Origin of the sequence: Lachnoclostridium sp. An181 (genome assembly GCF_002160325.1) — a bacterium.
Lineage (GTDB): Bacteria > Bacillota > Clostridia > Lachnospirales > Lachnospiraceae > An181.
The window spans coordinates 1-15,168 of sequence record NZ_NFKJ01000001.1 but is presented as its reverse complement, the minus strand read 5'-3'; the positions used below and the strand labels follow the sequence as shown (position 1 = coordinate 15,168).

At 41.4% G+C, this 15,168-nt stretch carries 12 protein-coding genes; 11 read left to right on the top strand and 1 reads right to left on the bottom strand.

Annotated elements, in window-relative coordinates:
- The first annotated feature begins 3 nt into the window (after nt 1-3).
- From B5F18_RS00060 to B5F18_RS00010, 11 genes are all read left to right on the top strand, one after another.
- Nucleotides 4-1,893, top strand: a complete 1,890-nt coding sequence (locus B5F18_RS00060) for a hypothetical protein (protein WP_087155624.1) — start codon at nt 4-6, stop codon at nt 1,891-1,893.
- Nucleotides 1,894-1,904: 11 nt separating this feature from the next.
- On the top strand, nt 1,905-2,837 hold the full coding sequence (locus B5F18_RS00055; RefSeq protein ID WP_087155623.1) for a polysialyltransferase family glycosyltransferase: 933 nt from the start codon (nt 1,905-1,907) through the stop codon (nt 2,835-2,837).
- Nucleotides 2,838-2,841: 4 nt separating this feature from the next.
- The gene (locus tag B5F18_RS00050; RefSeq protein WP_087155622.1) at nt 2,842-3,930 is read left to right on the top strand and encodes a polysialyltransferase family glycosyltransferase; all 1,089 of its coding nucleotides are present in this window, start codon (nt 2,842-2,844) and stop codon (nt 3,928-3,930) included.
- A complete protein-coding gene (locus B5F18_RS00045; RefSeq protein ID WP_087155621.1) occupies nt 3,927-5,654 on the top strand; it encodes a glycosyltransferase family 2 protein in 1,728 nt (575 codons plus the stop codon). Before B5F18_RS00050 ends, B5F18_RS00045 begins: the two co-directional genes overlap by 4 nt.
- Nucleotides 5,655-5,666: 12 nt before the next feature.
- Nucleotides 5,667-6,410, top strand: a complete 744-nt coding sequence (kdsB, locus tag B5F18_RS00040; protein WP_087155620.1) for a 3-deoxy-manno-octulosonate cytidylyltransferase — start codon at nt 5,667-5,669, stop codon at nt 6,408-6,410.
- Complete coding sequence (locus tag B5F18_RS00035) at nt 6,407-7,996, top strand: aldolase catalytic domain-containing protein (RefSeq protein WP_162607518.1); 1,590 nt, start codon at nt 6,407-6,409, stop codon at nt 7,994-7,996. Before kdsB ends, B5F18_RS00035 begins: the two co-directional genes overlap by 4 nt.
- 91 nt (nt 7,997-8,087) lie before the next feature.
- On the top strand, nt 8,088-11,612 hold the full coding sequence (locus B5F18_RS00030) for an ABC transporter ATP-binding protein/permease (protein ID WP_087155618.1): 3,525 nt from the start codon (nt 8,088-8,090) through the stop codon (nt 11,610-11,612).
- Nucleotides 11,613-11,731: 119 nt separating this feature from the next.
- A complete protein-coding gene (locus B5F18_RS00025) occupies nt 11,732-12,736 on the top strand; it encodes an aldo/keto reductase (RefSeq protein ID WP_087155617.1) in 1,005 nt (334 codons plus the stop codon).
- Between the two features lie 14 nt (nt 12,737-12,750).
- Nucleotides 12,751-13,107 (top strand): alpha/beta hydrolase, encoded by a 357-nt coding sequence (locus B5F18_RS00020; RefSeq protein WP_330394067.1) that lies wholly within the window; start codon nt 12,751-12,753, stop codon nt 13,105-13,107.
- A gap of 38 nt (nt 13,108-13,145) precedes the next feature.
- Nucleotides 13,146-13,520 carry a DUF3795 domain-containing protein gene (locus tag B5F18_RS00015; protein ID WP_087155616.1) on the top strand — a complete coding sequence of 125 codons (375 nt, stop codon included), beginning with the start codon at nt 13,146-13,148 and terminating at the stop codon, nt 13,518-13,520.
- Between the two features lie 146 nt (nt 13,521-13,666).
- Nucleotides 13,667-14,338, top strand: coding sequence for an MBL fold metallo-hydrolase (locus B5F18_RS00010; RefSeq protein ID WP_242955767.1), 672 nt, complete (start codon nt 13,667-13,669; stop codon nt 14,336-14,338).
- 78 nt (nt 14,339-14,416) lie between these two features.
- Here the strand turns inward: B5F18_RS00010 and B5F18_RS00005 are convergent, their stop codons facing one another.
- Nucleotides 14,417-15,055, bottom strand: a complete 639-nt coding sequence (locus B5F18_RS00005; protein WP_087155615.1) for an ABC-2 transporter permease — start codon at nt 15,053-15,055, stop codon at nt 14,417-14,419.
- Between the last annotated feature and the right edge of the window lie 113 nt (nt 15,056-15,168).

Sequence of the window (15,168 nt, the reverse complement as noted above, 5' to 3'; positions counted from 1 at the left end):
GCAATGAAAGAGAAGATGACCAGGCGGGTGGCAGGACGGATCAAGCGAAAGTTACATCGATACAAAAACGAATGGCGCACGCCCAGACTCTTGGCAAAAGGAAGTGAATCTTCCAGGGCAGTCCAAGAGTCATCCCTTTTGTTTGCAAAAAAACTGGCTTGCTACGATGTGATATCATTTGATGTATTTGATACTCTGATCTTTCGCCCTTTTTTTGAGCCATCTGACCTGTTTTATCTGTTAGAATTCCATTTTTCCTATCCCGGACTGAAAAAAATCCGGGTCCAATGTGAGGAGAGTGCAAGAAAAAAGAAGTGGCGGGAAAAGGAAACATATGAAGTGACCCTGGAAGAAATATGGGCAGAGGTTGAAAAGGAAACACATATTCCACAAGAAGTCGGTGTCAAGGTGGAATGGGAGTATGAGTCCTGTTGCTGCCTGGCAAACCCGTATCTCTTTGAAGTGGTTAAAGAGCTGCAAAAACAGGGAAAGACCATCGTGGCAGTGTCTGATATGTATCTTGGAGAGGAGCGTATCCACCGGCTCTTAAGCGAATGCGGATATAAAGACTTTTCTGCATATTTTGTATCCTGTGACTATGAAAAGGCAAAGGTAAACGGGGAACTTTACCAAATTGTAAAAGAGCAATTAGGCTCGTCCCTTTCCTATGTGCATATTGGAGACCATGTCCATTCGGACGAGGAACAGGCGCTCAAGGCCGGAATAGATGCTGCTTTTTATCCCAATATCAATCGTATGGGAAAAAAATACCGTGTATTTGATCTATCCGTACTGACAGGCAGTATTTATCGGGGGATCGTCAATACTCATCTTTACAACGGCTCTCTTGCCTATTCCAAAGAATACGAATACGGATTTGTCTACGGCGGACTGTTTGTGGTGGGATACTGCCAGTTTATCCATGCGTGCAGAGAAAAACACAAAATTGAAAAGCTTTTGTTCCTCTCACGAGACGGCAAGGTTTTAAAAAAAGTGTACGAAACACTTTATCCGGATGAAACGGATTCCATTGCCTATGTGTTCTGGTCAAGACTGGCTGCCCTGAAACTTTCGGCTGACTACTACCGACATGAATATTTTGAACGTTTCCTTTTTCACAAAATCGACCAGGGATTTTCCATACAGGATATTTTAATGTCCATGGAATTGGAGGATATGCAGGAAGAAATTTTAAATGCTCTTTTTTTGCAAAAGACCGAGGAACTGACGTATAAAAATGCGGAAAAAATCAAAGACTATCTTTTAAATTCCTGGGACAAGACCATGGCACACTACACGCCCCAGGCCGCAGCCGCAAAGGCCTATTTCTCACCTATTCTAAAAGACGTGACACAAGCTGCAGCCATCGATGTTGGCTGGGCAGGGAGCGGAGCCCTGATGCTGGATCATATGGTGAACGACGTCTGGAAAATGGATTGTAAGATCACCGGAATCCTTGCAGGTACCAATACTCTTGACAGGGAGAGTGGAGAATCCTTTCTCTTTTTTGGCAAACTTGTCAGTTATCTCTACTCCCAGCAGGAAAACCGGGATTTGTGGAAATTTCATCGCCCCGTAAAAGGGCATAATCTGTACTGGGAACTGCTCCTGGGGGAACCGGCAGGGAGCTTTATCGGATTTTATCCAAATAAAGAGGAAGGCTTTTCGTGCAAGTGGAAGGAAACACCAAAACATGCTGAAAAGATTCGTGAAATCCACCGTGGAATTCTCGATTTTGCAAATTTATTTGAGGCGGCGCAGGCAAAGATCGGCATGCCGGTCGTGGTCAGTGGAAGAGATGCATACGCGCCCATGCTGGCAGTCTTGAACAAAAAAAACAGGGCATATCGCAAAAGCTTTCACATGCTTTTGGATGATATCCATGTGGGATAAAAGGAGTAAAAATGGTACTGTATCACGCAATCAGCTCTTACCAGCTTTTAGAAGTCCTGCTGCACCGAAGAAAATATCATCCTTGTGAATCCGCAATTCTCATTCTGCCGGATTTTATTGTGGGCAAATATCCACAGTATAAAAAATTAGTGTCCGGACATTTTTTTACAAAAGTAATCCTTTTTCCTTACCTTCATATTCCTCATCTGGATGAACGAACGATATTGGAACGAGTTTCTTTTTACTTTGAAAAAAAGGTCCCTTTCTGTTTGGATGAGTTCACGGACATCTATATTGCAGGAGCACATTTTTATTTTACATTGTATGTGCTTAAGGAAAATATTTCATTTACGTTTTTTGAGGACGCAGCGGGAATGCTTGGAAAAGCAGAAATGCTCTATGAAAACCTGAAAAATCGTTTCCCTGTACACGCAGAAATCGCTAAAAAATACGGCTTGTTTGACGGCTCAAATCCTCTCATTAAAAAAATTGTGTGTATGAAAAAGGCCCAGAATATGGTTGTATCAGACGAAAAATATGAAAATTTTGACGTATCCATGGAACTTCAAAACTTAAACGAAAAGGAGCGAAACCGCATCATCCGGTTTTTTCTCAGGAGAAAAATCTATGCACATGCAGATGCCATTGTACTGACTCAGAATTTTTCGGGTCTTGGTATCATGGATGGGAATCGCCAGAAAGCGCTTTACCTGCATATGAAAAAAAATATCCCATCAAAAACAAAACTTCTCATCAAACCGCATCCGGATGATCACTTTGATTACCGGATGATTTTTCCAAATGCAATTGTACTAAAGAAACCATTTCCGTCAGAGTTATTACCTTACGTGTTTCATAAAAAACCTGCTGTGGTCTATTCTTTTGACTCTGCGGGATGTGAAAATCTGACGGAGGATTTTATCGTTAAAAAGATTGCGAGGTAGTCTTATGTCCAATGAAACTGTCTTAATCATTGTAAATTCTGTATATCAGCTTTTGACGGCCATTCACATGAAGTGGACGATCCTAAACCCTTATCCTGTGGAACTTCTCATCACAGACGTTACGCCAGGCCTTGTATCTTTGAGGGAGCAGTTGATATCCACCAAGCTTTTTTTACGTGTTTTGTCCGGATCCGTCAAAGACCTGAACGAAACGATAAAAAAATCTGAGAAGGAAATGACAGAAGTTTTTAAGCGCGGCCGCACAGTTCTTCGGTGGCAGTTGAGTGAAGAATTGGCTGATTACCGGGAAATCTATTTTTCCAATTTTGATTTTTTTGCAAGACTTCTGGCCCACGTTTATTATGATCATCCTTGCAGATTTCTTTGGTATGAGGATGGATTTTCTTCTTATGTAATCGACTACTTGAAAGAAGAGCGCTCTCAGATTAATAAACATGCACAGGGGAGAGAGATTCGAGATAAAGTCGAAAAGGCTCTCCTCTATGAACCGCGTCTTGCCAGAAGAGGAGACAAGATTCCGAACATGCGCCTTCCCAAAATTAACCCAAAAGATATAGATTTCATCGAAATGTTAAATAACATCTTCCAATATCAAAAGCCCGAACATGACCCTGCATTTGTTTTTCTGGAACAATCCTTTCGGGCGGAAGGAATTTCCGGAAATGAGCTGTTTCTCATGGAACAGTGTAAAAATGCGGTGGCTGCGAATGCGTTTGCCGTAAAACCCCATCCAAGAAATGAGATCAATCTCCCGTTCAATCTTGGGCTTACACCAAAATATGAAATTGGCGCACCTTGGGAGCTTTACCTTTTGAATGAACAGAACACAGACAAAACCATCCTGACAATCTGCTCCAACGCTGCACTGAGCGCAAAACTTGTCCTTGACCTGGACATCCCTACTGTGATGCTCTACCGTCTGTATGACGGGAAAGTGCTGTGGAAGGAGGACGATGTGCTGAAACGGTATCTGGAACAGTTTCGTATTCAGTTTGCAGGAAATAATTATTATGTTCCAAAGACCATTTATGAGCTGAAACACATTTTAAAATATTTAGGAGGGCAGAAATGAATGAGCATATAAAAGTATCTGTCATCATCCCGGTATATAATGTGGAAAATTATCTGGAAAAAGCGGTGGACAGTGTGCTTGCCCAGACATTAAAAGATCTGGAGATCATTCTTGTTGACGACGGAAGCAGCGATGCATCTGGGAAAATCTGTGACACCTATGCCCAAAATGCTCCGGATAAGATTCGCGTCATCCACAAAAAAAATGATGGACTTGGAATGGCCAGGAATTCAGGTATTGAGCTTGCAAAAGGAGAGTACATTGCTTTTCTGGATTCGGATGATGAAGTCCATGCGGACATGTATAAAGCAATGTATGAAAAGGCAAAAGAAGAAGACTTTGACATGGTTTTCTGTGATGTGGAGATTATTTATGTAGCTGAACAACGAAAGACTGTTGTGGAAACCTATCCGGAAAGCAGAATCGATGTGCCGGATTATATTGCCCACGGAAACAATATCACTTACAGTGTGAACAAACTGTACAAACGCAAAATCTGGCAGGAGAATCGATATGAAAAAATGTTGTTTGAAGATATTGCGCTGATCCCATGTCTTGTCACCAAATATCCGCACATCGGGTATGTGAAAAAGCCATTCTACCAGTATTATCGAAGGCCGAACACCATATCCACCACAGTGACAGGAGAGATGGTGGACATTATCCGGGCATTTCGCTCTTTTTTGGATAACAGCAACCCCTCCTATAAAGACGAAGTCGTGTACTGTACTGCGAAACAGCTGTATTGGAACATGTATCAGTCAAGGACCTTATTTGGCGCAGATTTTGTTTCGCTGATCCAGAAGTATAAGAAAGATTTTCTCTTGAATCCATATCTGGAAAAAGACAAAAAAATGCAAAAAATTTTAGATTGTATCGATGAAGATGTGATTCCGGAAACCTTTATCCTGGCCAATTTTCACGGCGATATTCCGGCATCCTATGAAGAAATGCTCAAGGAACATTTTCCAGCGGCAAATATTGTCCTGGCAGATGCACATGCATTTAAAAAGACAAGTCTTCCTACAAGCGTGCAGACAGCACTGGAGGAGGGAAAGACAGAATACGTGGAGGAATACTATGCACTTTTAACCCTCTACGAACAGGGAGGAATCGTCCTTTTTCCGTACATGAAAGCAAACCTGCGGCTGAAAATGCTCCGTTTCAACAAAGTTTTTTTCGGATTTGAAGATGAAGAGAACCTTACAGCCGGATGTTTTGGAGCGCAGAAAGGAGATTATGTGATCCAGGCTCTTTTAGACACCTATCGGGAAGAACACATCTATAATCAGGCGTTTCTTCCCTTAAAAGAACGGATCAGAGACTTTTTGATCCTGTATTTTAACCTGAATCCAAACGGGAAAAATCAGCTTCTCAAAAACCATGTGCGCGTCTATCTTCCAAGTATTCTATCTTACGATATGAAGGACGAAGAAAACTGCTGCAAAATTTGGCAAAAAGACATCCCCGAAGGATTTGAGCTGGTCAGTGAACATGTTTTAAAAATGTGGTCTAAACGGATTCTGGACAACTGGAATCTTTACAAAAAAGAAAAAGCAGCAGCCGGCAAAGGACAGGCTATTTCCACAATACAGGAAGGGAGAACTTTCCCGACAAATGTGGAGGAACAGATTCAAAAAGTAGTGGAAACTTACGAAAATTCCACCTGTTGGAAACTGACAAAACCACTTCGGATATTGGGAGAATTTTTAAAGAAGTCATAAAGGAGGAAAAACATGCGCACAGCGGCAATCATTCCTGCAAGATACCATTCCACCCGTTTCAAAGGCAAACCACTGGCTGATATCTGCGGACGACCTATGGTCTGGTGGGTGTACCAGCAGGTAAAAAAATGCATGGCAATCGATGAAGTTCTCGTTGCCACGGACAATGAAGAAATCATGGAAACCTGCAGATTATACGATATCAATTGTATGATGACTTCCAAAAATCATCGTACAAGTACAGAGAGGCTCTATGAAGTTTCCAGAAAAATTTTGGCAGATATTTATGTGTGCGTCAATGGAGACGAACCATTGATCGAACCGGAGATCATTGAACAAATCGTTCCAAAAGATGAGGAAACGTTTTTTGCCGCAAATCTTATGAGTGTCATCCAAAAACCTTCGGAGGTTGTGGATGAGACGAATATCAAGGTTGTCACGGATACTGACGGATATGCCCTCTTTTTTTCGCGCAGCCCCATTCCGCACCCAAAGAGCAGCATCCGCTTTGAGTATTACAAGCATCTTGGGGTACTGGCTTATTCCAGACAGGCATTGGAATTCTTTGCAACTACGCCAAAAGGAGAAATTGAAAAGATCGAGGACATCAATGAACTGCGCTTTGTGGAACATGGGAAAAAGCTAAAAATGATTCCGGTACGGGCGTCTTCCCTGTCCGTGGATACGCCGAAAGATCTGGACTATGTAAGAGCTGTAATAAAAGAACGGCTGCAAAAAGGAGAGTGGAAATTTTGAGCACAAAAATACTGGACTGTACTTTGCGTGACGGCGGATATATCAATAACTGGAAATTTGGTCGAAAAACCATTCTGTCCATTCTGGACAAGCTTGACAGAGCAGGCATCGAGATCATTGAATGCGGTTTTTTGACACAGATGGTAAACGATCCTGAGTCTTCCCTTTTTTCCTCTGCAGAGGAGATCAAAAACCTGCTGCCAAAACGAAAACGAAATTCCATGTACGTGGCCATGATCGCCATCGGGGAAAAAGAACTTTTGCCGGAAACCCTTTCTGCGTGCAGCAAAGACGGAATTTCTGGCATCCGGCTTACTTTCCACAAAAATGAGATAGAAAAAGCGATCCAATGGGCCAGCATCATCATGGAAAAAGGGTATGAAGTGTTTATGCAGCCTGTGGGAACCGTCTTTTACACAGATATGGAACTTCTGGCATTGGTGGAAAAAATGAACGAGCTAAGGCCCTATGCTTTCTATATCGTTGACACTCTTGGAAGCATGTACCGAAATGAAGTTTCCCACCGTTTCTACCTCATTGATGAAAACATGCACCCGGACATTCATCTTGGTTTTCACGGCCACAACAATCTTCAGCTTGCGTTCTCAAATGCCCAGGTATTGGGAAAAATCCAGAGCAAGCGGACTTTGATTTTGGATTCCTCTGTATATGGAATGGGAAGGGGCGCGGGAAATCTTCCAACAGAGTTGATCGCCCAATACATCAATCGAAAGGTTGCATCCAGGTATGATGTCTCCATGATCATGGATATTTATGACGAATACATTGCAGCCATCCGCAAAGAATACGAGTGGGGTTACACATTACCGTATCATATCGCAGCAAGCAATGTCTGTCATCCAAATTATGCATCGTATTTGATCAACAAACAGACCCTGACCATGAAAGGAATCGAGAAGATCATCCAGGCCATTCCAAAAGAGGCAAAAGTCCTGTACGACCAGGCTCTCATTGAGCGGTTATATCTGGACTTCCAAAATCAAAAAATTGACGACAGCACCACAGTGAAAAAAATTTCCAGTACGATCAAGGGGAAAAAAGTGCTGCTTCTTGCCCCTGGAAATTCACTTGCTTTAGAGCAGAAAAAGATTAAGACTTTCATAGAAACCGAGCATCCATATATCATTTCTATACACTTTATAGAAACCATCTTATTCCCGGATGCCTGTTTTGTGAGCAATCAAAAACGAATGGATCTTTTGGAGAGAGAGCTTTGTACACACAGGGAAGTACAGGTCATTCTCACGTCCAATATCCGATCCGAAAAGTTTGCCGATGCGTGGATCGTGGACTATGATTCCTACACAAATGAGGACCCATGGGTATCTGACAATGCAGGTCTTATGCTCCTGAACCTTTTAAAACAGTGTGGTACCGATGAGGTTTATCTGGCCGGATTTGACGGTTTCTACGAGAAGTATCAGGGAAATTATTACAGCAATGAACTGAACCTTGAGGTAAATCGGGAAAAAGTCCATGAAAAGCAAAAACGGATTCGTGGACAGATGCAAAAGATAAAACAGGAAATGAGGCTTATATTCTTGACTGCATCGGTTTACGAATAAATATATTTTACTATCATACTGTATCGGCACTTGACAATTGACTCTCAATTAATTATAGTTGGCTTCATATATGGAAGGGGGTTATAGGTTTATGTTACAGATCAAAAACATCTGTAAAGAGTATCGGACCGGGAATTTAGTGCAAAAAGCTCTCAATCATGTAAGTCTGAATCTTAGAGACAATGAGTTTGTTGCAATTTTAGGCCCCAGTGGTTCAGGAAAAACAACGCTTTTAAATATCATTGGTGGTCTGGACCGCTATGACAGCGGTGATTTGATCATCAATGGTATTTCCACAAAAAAATACAGAGAGCGGGATTGGGATTCTTATCGTAATCACACGATCGGTTTTGTATTTCAAAGTTACAATCTGATTCCTCATCAGACGATTTTGGCAAATGTCGAACTGGCGCTTACAATTTCCGGGATCGGAAAAATACAGAGAAGACAAAAGGCCCTGGAGATGTTGGAAAAAGTTGGCCTTGGGAATCAGATACATAAGAGGCCCAATCAGTTGTCAGGCGGACAGATGCAAAGAGTGGCAATTGCCAGAGCTTTGGTGAATGATCCGGACATTCTGCTGGCAGATGAACCTACAGGAGCATTGGACAGCAATACAAGTGTTCAGGTCATGGAACTTTTAAAAGAGGTTGCAAAAGAACGCCTTGTCGTTATGGTAACACACAATCCGGAGCTGGCAGAGCAGTATGCAACCCGTATCGTCAATCTGCGCGATGGCGTCATCCAGTCAGATTCCAATGTTTTTGAAGTGAATGAAAAACTGCTAAAAAAACCAAAACATCAAAATATGGGCAAGGCATCCATGTCGTTTCTAACTGCGTTGTCGCTGAGTTTCAATAATCTGAAGACAAAAAAAGCCAGAACACTGCTGACTTCATTTGCGGGCTCCATAGGAATCATCGGCATTGCTCTCATTCTTTCTTTATCTACAGGGGTCAATCAATATATCAAAAGCGTGGAGGAGGATACTCTGTCCGAATATCCTCTGCAGATCCAGAGCACGGGATTTGATATGACATCTATGATGGTCAGTGACGAGGGAACAGGAAAACAGGATACGAGGGGAGATGTCCATGTCGTCCAGATGGTCGCAGATATGTTTTCTACTATGGATTCCAATGACCTGGAATCCTTAAAAAAATATCTGGACAGTGGGAAGGGCGGAATTGAAAAGTATACGAATGCCGTGGAATATTCCTACAATGCCGTTCCCCAGATATACCGGGTAGAAGAAGAAAATGTCCGACAGGTTCATCCGGACAAATCTTTTGATTCTCTTGGATTTGGATCATCCTCCGGCTCCAACAGCCTGATGTCCTCTATGATGAGTACGGATGTATTTTATGAAATGCCAGCAGAAGATAAATTGTACAAGGATCAGTATGATGTGAAAGCAGGGCGCTGGCCGAACAAATACAATGAATGTGTACTTGTCCTTACCTCCAATGGCAATATCAGTGACTTTATATTATATACATTGGGCCTGAGAGATCCAATGGAATTGGATGAGATGATCCGGCAGTTTATCAATGAAGAACAGATTGATACACCACAAAATATAGAGGACTATTCCTTTGAGGATATCTTGGGCATCACTTTTAAACTTGTCAACAGTTCTGATTATTATGAATATGATGATCAGTATAAAGTCTGGAAAGACAAGACAGGGGATAAGGGATATATGCAAAACCTTGTAGAGCAAGGTGAAGATCTAAAGATTGTAGGTATCGTGCAGCCTGAAAAAGGAGCAAATGCCTCTGCTTTGACACCAGGTATCGGATATCCGGCATCCCTGACAAAACATGTGGCGAAAAAAGCACAGGACAGTCAGATCGTCAAAGAACAGCTGGCAAACCCGGACATCAATGTATTTACCAATGAGGCATTTGGCCAGGAAGGACGTGGAGATACCTTTGATATGAATTCTCTCTTTCAGGTAGATGAGTCCAAAATGAAGGAGGCGTTTGGATTTGATACCGACGCTTTTTCCCTGGCACTTTCAAATGCTTTGGATACGTCCCAAAGCAGTCTGAATCTGGCAGATATGATGGATTTTGAAAATATGGATATGAAACTTCCAGATATGCCGTCCATTCGCATGGAGGATCTGTTTCAAAATCTGGATCTGACGGTCTCTTCGGATCAACTTTCCAAAATGATACAAAGTCTGATGGAAGGATACCAAGAGTATGCCACGTCCCATCCAGAGGCAGATTATTCCGGACTGGTCAATGATTTTTCCGATTTTCTTGGCACAGAGGCAGCAAGAAAGGTACTTTTAGAACATATCCGGGATATGATCCAATCAGGCGGAGAGGTCGTGATCTCTACAGACCAGCTCAAAGAGTTGATCATGGATATCATGAAAGGATATCAGGAATATGCATTGGAACATGGATATGTAGATGCAGAAAAATTCGATGAATATTTCCTGGAATATCTTCAGACTTCCCAGGCAAAAAAAATCCTGCAAAAATGGGTGGACAACATGTTTGAGGAGCTTTCAAATATTTCCATTACGCCAAAACAGCTTCAGGAGCTGGCAGAAGATATGACAAAAGCATATCTTACCTATGCAGAGGCAAACGGACTGCCGGACCCGCGAAATATGGGAAAATACTTTATGGAGTATTTGGCAACACCGGAAGGAGAAAAACGCCTTTTCAAGGAAATAGAAGGGATTGTGGATACGAAAAAGCTGGAAGAACAGCTGGCAGCTCCTATGGAGGAATACGTACAAGGTGCCGCCATCTCCATGCAGGAGCAGATTTCCCAAATGATACAGCAGATGATGGGGCAGATGACGGATGGAATCAAGAGGTCAATGAGTCAGACGATGGCTTTGGCTGGCAGCAGTCTCCAAAACGCTGTAAAGATAAACGGGCAGGCATTTGCTGATGCACTGCAGATCAATATGGATGAAGAAGAATTGTTGGAACTGATGCTTTCCATGGATTCCGCTAAGAATGCCACATATGAAAATAATTTAAAATCCCTTGGCTATGTTGATTTTCGTGTCCCGACCAGCATCAGCATTTATCCAAAAGATTTTGAAAGCAAAGAACAGGTCATCCAAATTTTAAATGATTATAACAGCCAAATGGAGAAGCAGGGAAAACAAGAGCAGGTGATTACTTTTACTGATGTAGTGGGAACCTTGATGTCCTCTGTGACAGATATCATTGATGTGATCAGCTATGTATTGATCGCTTTTGTCGCCATTTCATTGATCGTTTCTTCCATTATGATCGGAGTCATCACCTACATCAGCGTTCTGGAGCGGCAAAAAGAAATCGGAATTTTACGTGCGATCGGTGCCTCCAGAGGAAATGTTTCTCAGGTCTTCAATGCAGAAACTTTTATTATCGGACTTTGTGCAGGACTGTTTGGTATTGGCATTACATGCCTTCTCCTGATTCCAGGAAATGCTTTGATCCATTATCTGGCCGGAACATCAGATATCAATGCTATTCTTCCGGCAGGTCCGGCGGTTGTCCTGATCCTTTTGAGCATCTTTTTGACATTACTAGGCGGACTGATTCCTTCCAGAAAGGCATCGAAAAGTGATCCGGTAACAGCCCTCAGGACAGAATAAAGAGTATGAGAAATATATTTTAGCAAAAACCTTTTGGTATATACTGCATAACAAAACGAGACTTCTGTTGAAGTCTCGCTTTGTTTATAATAGTGGCAGAAAGAAAAGAGGAGGAGACTATGCGATACAGAACTTTAGGAAAAGACCTTAGGGTATCAGTGGTAGGTTTCGGCTGTATGGGAATCAGCCATGCCTATGGGAAACCATTAGAGAAGAAAGAGGGCATTCGCCTGATACAGCAGGCAGCAGATATAGGGTACACATTCTTTGATACGGCAGAGTCTTACGGCACGGCAGAAAATCCTCATGCAAATGAAGAACTGGTTGGAGCGGCACTAAAACCGTACAGAAATCAAGTTATGATTGCCACAAAGTTTGGAATTTCTTTTGATACGTCTTCCACAGAAGTAAATCATCCGATCATTCCGGATTCGCGTCCGGAGGTCATTTTTTCATCTGTGGAAGGTTCTCTGAAAAGACTCGGCACAGATCATATCGATTTGTATTATCAACATCGTGTCGATCCCAACATACCCATCGAGGAAGTGGCAGGCGTGATGTCCAAATTGATACAGCAAGGAAAGATTACCCATTGGGGTTTGTCGGAGGCAACAGAAGATATCATACGAAGAGCGCACAAAGTCTGTCCGGTGACAGCCATTCAGAACCGATACTCCATGATGGCAAGATGGCATGAAGAACTCTTTCCGGTGCTGGAAGAACTGGGGATCGGCTTTGTTGCATTTTCACCTTTGGCAAATGGCCTTTTATCAGCCAGGTACGATCTAAGTAGCTCGTTTGATCCAACTTACGATTACAGAAGTATGATGCCTCAATTTCAAGCAGAGTCACTAAAGAAAAATGAAACACTGCTATCATTACTGCAGGAGATGTCACGGGCAAAGAATGTGACTCCGGCACAGATTTCTCTGGCGTGGATGATTGGGAAAAAACCTTATCTGGTGCCAATTCCAGGTACAAGAAACCCAAAAAGGATGCTGGAAAATCTAAAAGCATCAGAAGTAATACTTTCAGATCAGGAAATAAAAGAACTGGATCAGGCACTGGATCAGATGGAAATGTCTGAAGTATTCGGCGGATCAAGAATAGAGAATCGTTCATAGAAAGGTCAGGATATATGAAAAAGTTTGCTGTATGTAATGTCGGCGGAGGCTTTGCATATGTAGGAGCCATGCAGGACAGTTTTCCCCATGCTTTGGAGTTGTCAAAAAAAGGATATAATGCCTTTGTTCTGATTTACCGTCCGGGTGCACAGACCGCATGTGAGGATTTGGCAAGAGCTGTTCGATTTATCCGTAAAAATGCAGATGTGTATAGAATTAATCCGGATGCAATTGCAGTTATGGGATTTTCAGCAGGGGGAATCCAAGCTGGAGAATTAATGCTTATATCAGTGCATTTACACATTTTCTGGCTAATTTATCTGGCGTTGTATTTATACTATTTTTGTAAAATACAAACTTACAACTTCTAAGTTGATGAATTGAAATATACATATTGGGAGATGGTGTTATGAAACGAGAATTAGGAATTGCTAGATGTGGACTTGCTTGTTGCTTATGTTCTGAAAATTTGACTTGCAATGGGTGTAATTCAGGTGAATGCCCAGATAAAGACTGGTGCGAAAATAGGAAATGTTCAATTTCCAAAAAGATCGAACATTGTTATGAGTGCAATGAAAAATGCAGAAAAGGATTATTAGGTAAAGTTAAACCGTATGCTTTTACGGAGTTTGTTAGAAGGTATGGTGAAGATTATCTCTTAGATTGTCTTGAAAGGAACGAGAATAAAGGAATAATTTATCATCGTGAAGGCATAAATGGAGACTATGATGATTTTGATGACGTGGAAACACTGATAGAATATATAATAACAGGATTTAGATAAATAGAAAGTTATAGAGGAGAATTTATGAGAATTATATCATTGGTAGAAATCACTACAAAGTCAGAGCTTAAGGCAAAACATGGACTTTCCCTTTATATAGAAACAAGGACACATAAAATTTATTTGATTTAGGTTCAGACAATACATTGTTTGAAAATGCTGTTAAAAGAAATATAGATATTTCAAAGGTAGACACTGTTATTATTTCTCATGGACATTTCGATCACGGAGGAGCATTGAAAAAGTTTTTAGATGTTAATTCTTTGGCGAAGATTTATGTACAAAAAGAAGCCTTTGAACCACATTATAGCAAAACTTTATTTCTTAAAATACCAGTTGGAATTAACAGTAAACTTAAATCAAACAGACAGATTATACTGTTGGACGGTGATTATAAAATTGATGATGAATTATCGCTATTTACAGTGAGTAAAACAAATAAATTTTATTCTCCCGCTAATAATGCTCTTTATGATGAAAAGGGAAAAGATACTTTCAGACACGAGCAAAATTTAATTATTTCAGAAAATCAAGCGGTACTTATAATGGGGTGTGGACATGCTGGTGTTGTTAATATAATGGAAGAAGCAGAGAAGTATCGACCATATTTTTGTATTTGCGGTTTTCACTTATTCAATCCGTTTACAAGGAAATCAGTATCAAAGGAATTGTTAAATGGCATTGCAACGGAATTACAGAAATATAAAGATACTGAGTTTTATACTTGCCATTGTACAGGGGAGAAAGCATTTTACTATTTATCTCAACATATGAATAATATACACTATATGTCTTGCGGTGAAACTGTTGAAATTTAGCAAAAGTCGGAATAATTTTTTTGATATTATAGTGAGGACACAAGGCGTATTTTGCTTTGTGTCCTTTTTATTTTCTTACTATAAGTCCACCTTTTCAAAGCGTTTTACGGAAACCCTATATGCTAGGCAGAGCAGGACGGTATAACATAAAATTCCGATCAACAAGATGGGCACTTGTAGCAGTAGATCAGGAGGAGCGTAACTGTCCAGCCAGGCAAGGGCAGGAAGATGGACTGCTCCCTCCACAGCGATCATTAACAGCAGCATAGGGATGGCGGCAATCACAAAGGCTTTGCCGGCTTTGTACCCATTCTTATAATAGGCAGGAAAGAATACCAGATCAAAAACAGCGTAGATGATCAGCCCAAACCCATACCAGGCAACTGTTGCATCAATTCCAACCGGATTGTTTTCCATCTCGAGAATTCTCCTCAAAATAACGCATGGAATAGACAGCATCAGCTGGAACAGCTGTATAGAAACGATCAGTCGGCATTTTCCCTTAACACTTTCCCGTTTGGTTATCGGAAGAATGGCGCTATACCAGGCATCATTGGTTTCCCTGGCATAGAGAAACGTAATATAAGGAGCCAAACATCCAAACATGAAAATGACGGTGTAAGGATATGCAGGAACCATCACCAGACAGCCAAGAAAAGCGAAGACAATAGATGTTGGATGGGCGGCAAGCACCAATTCTTTATAGAGCAGTTTCATCTGAATTCCTCCTCGTATAATAAGTTTGTAAGCATAAAACAGCTTACAGACTTATTCTTTTTTGATTAGACAGAAGGATAATTCTAAACATCCTTTCAGAAGAGGCTTCTTCC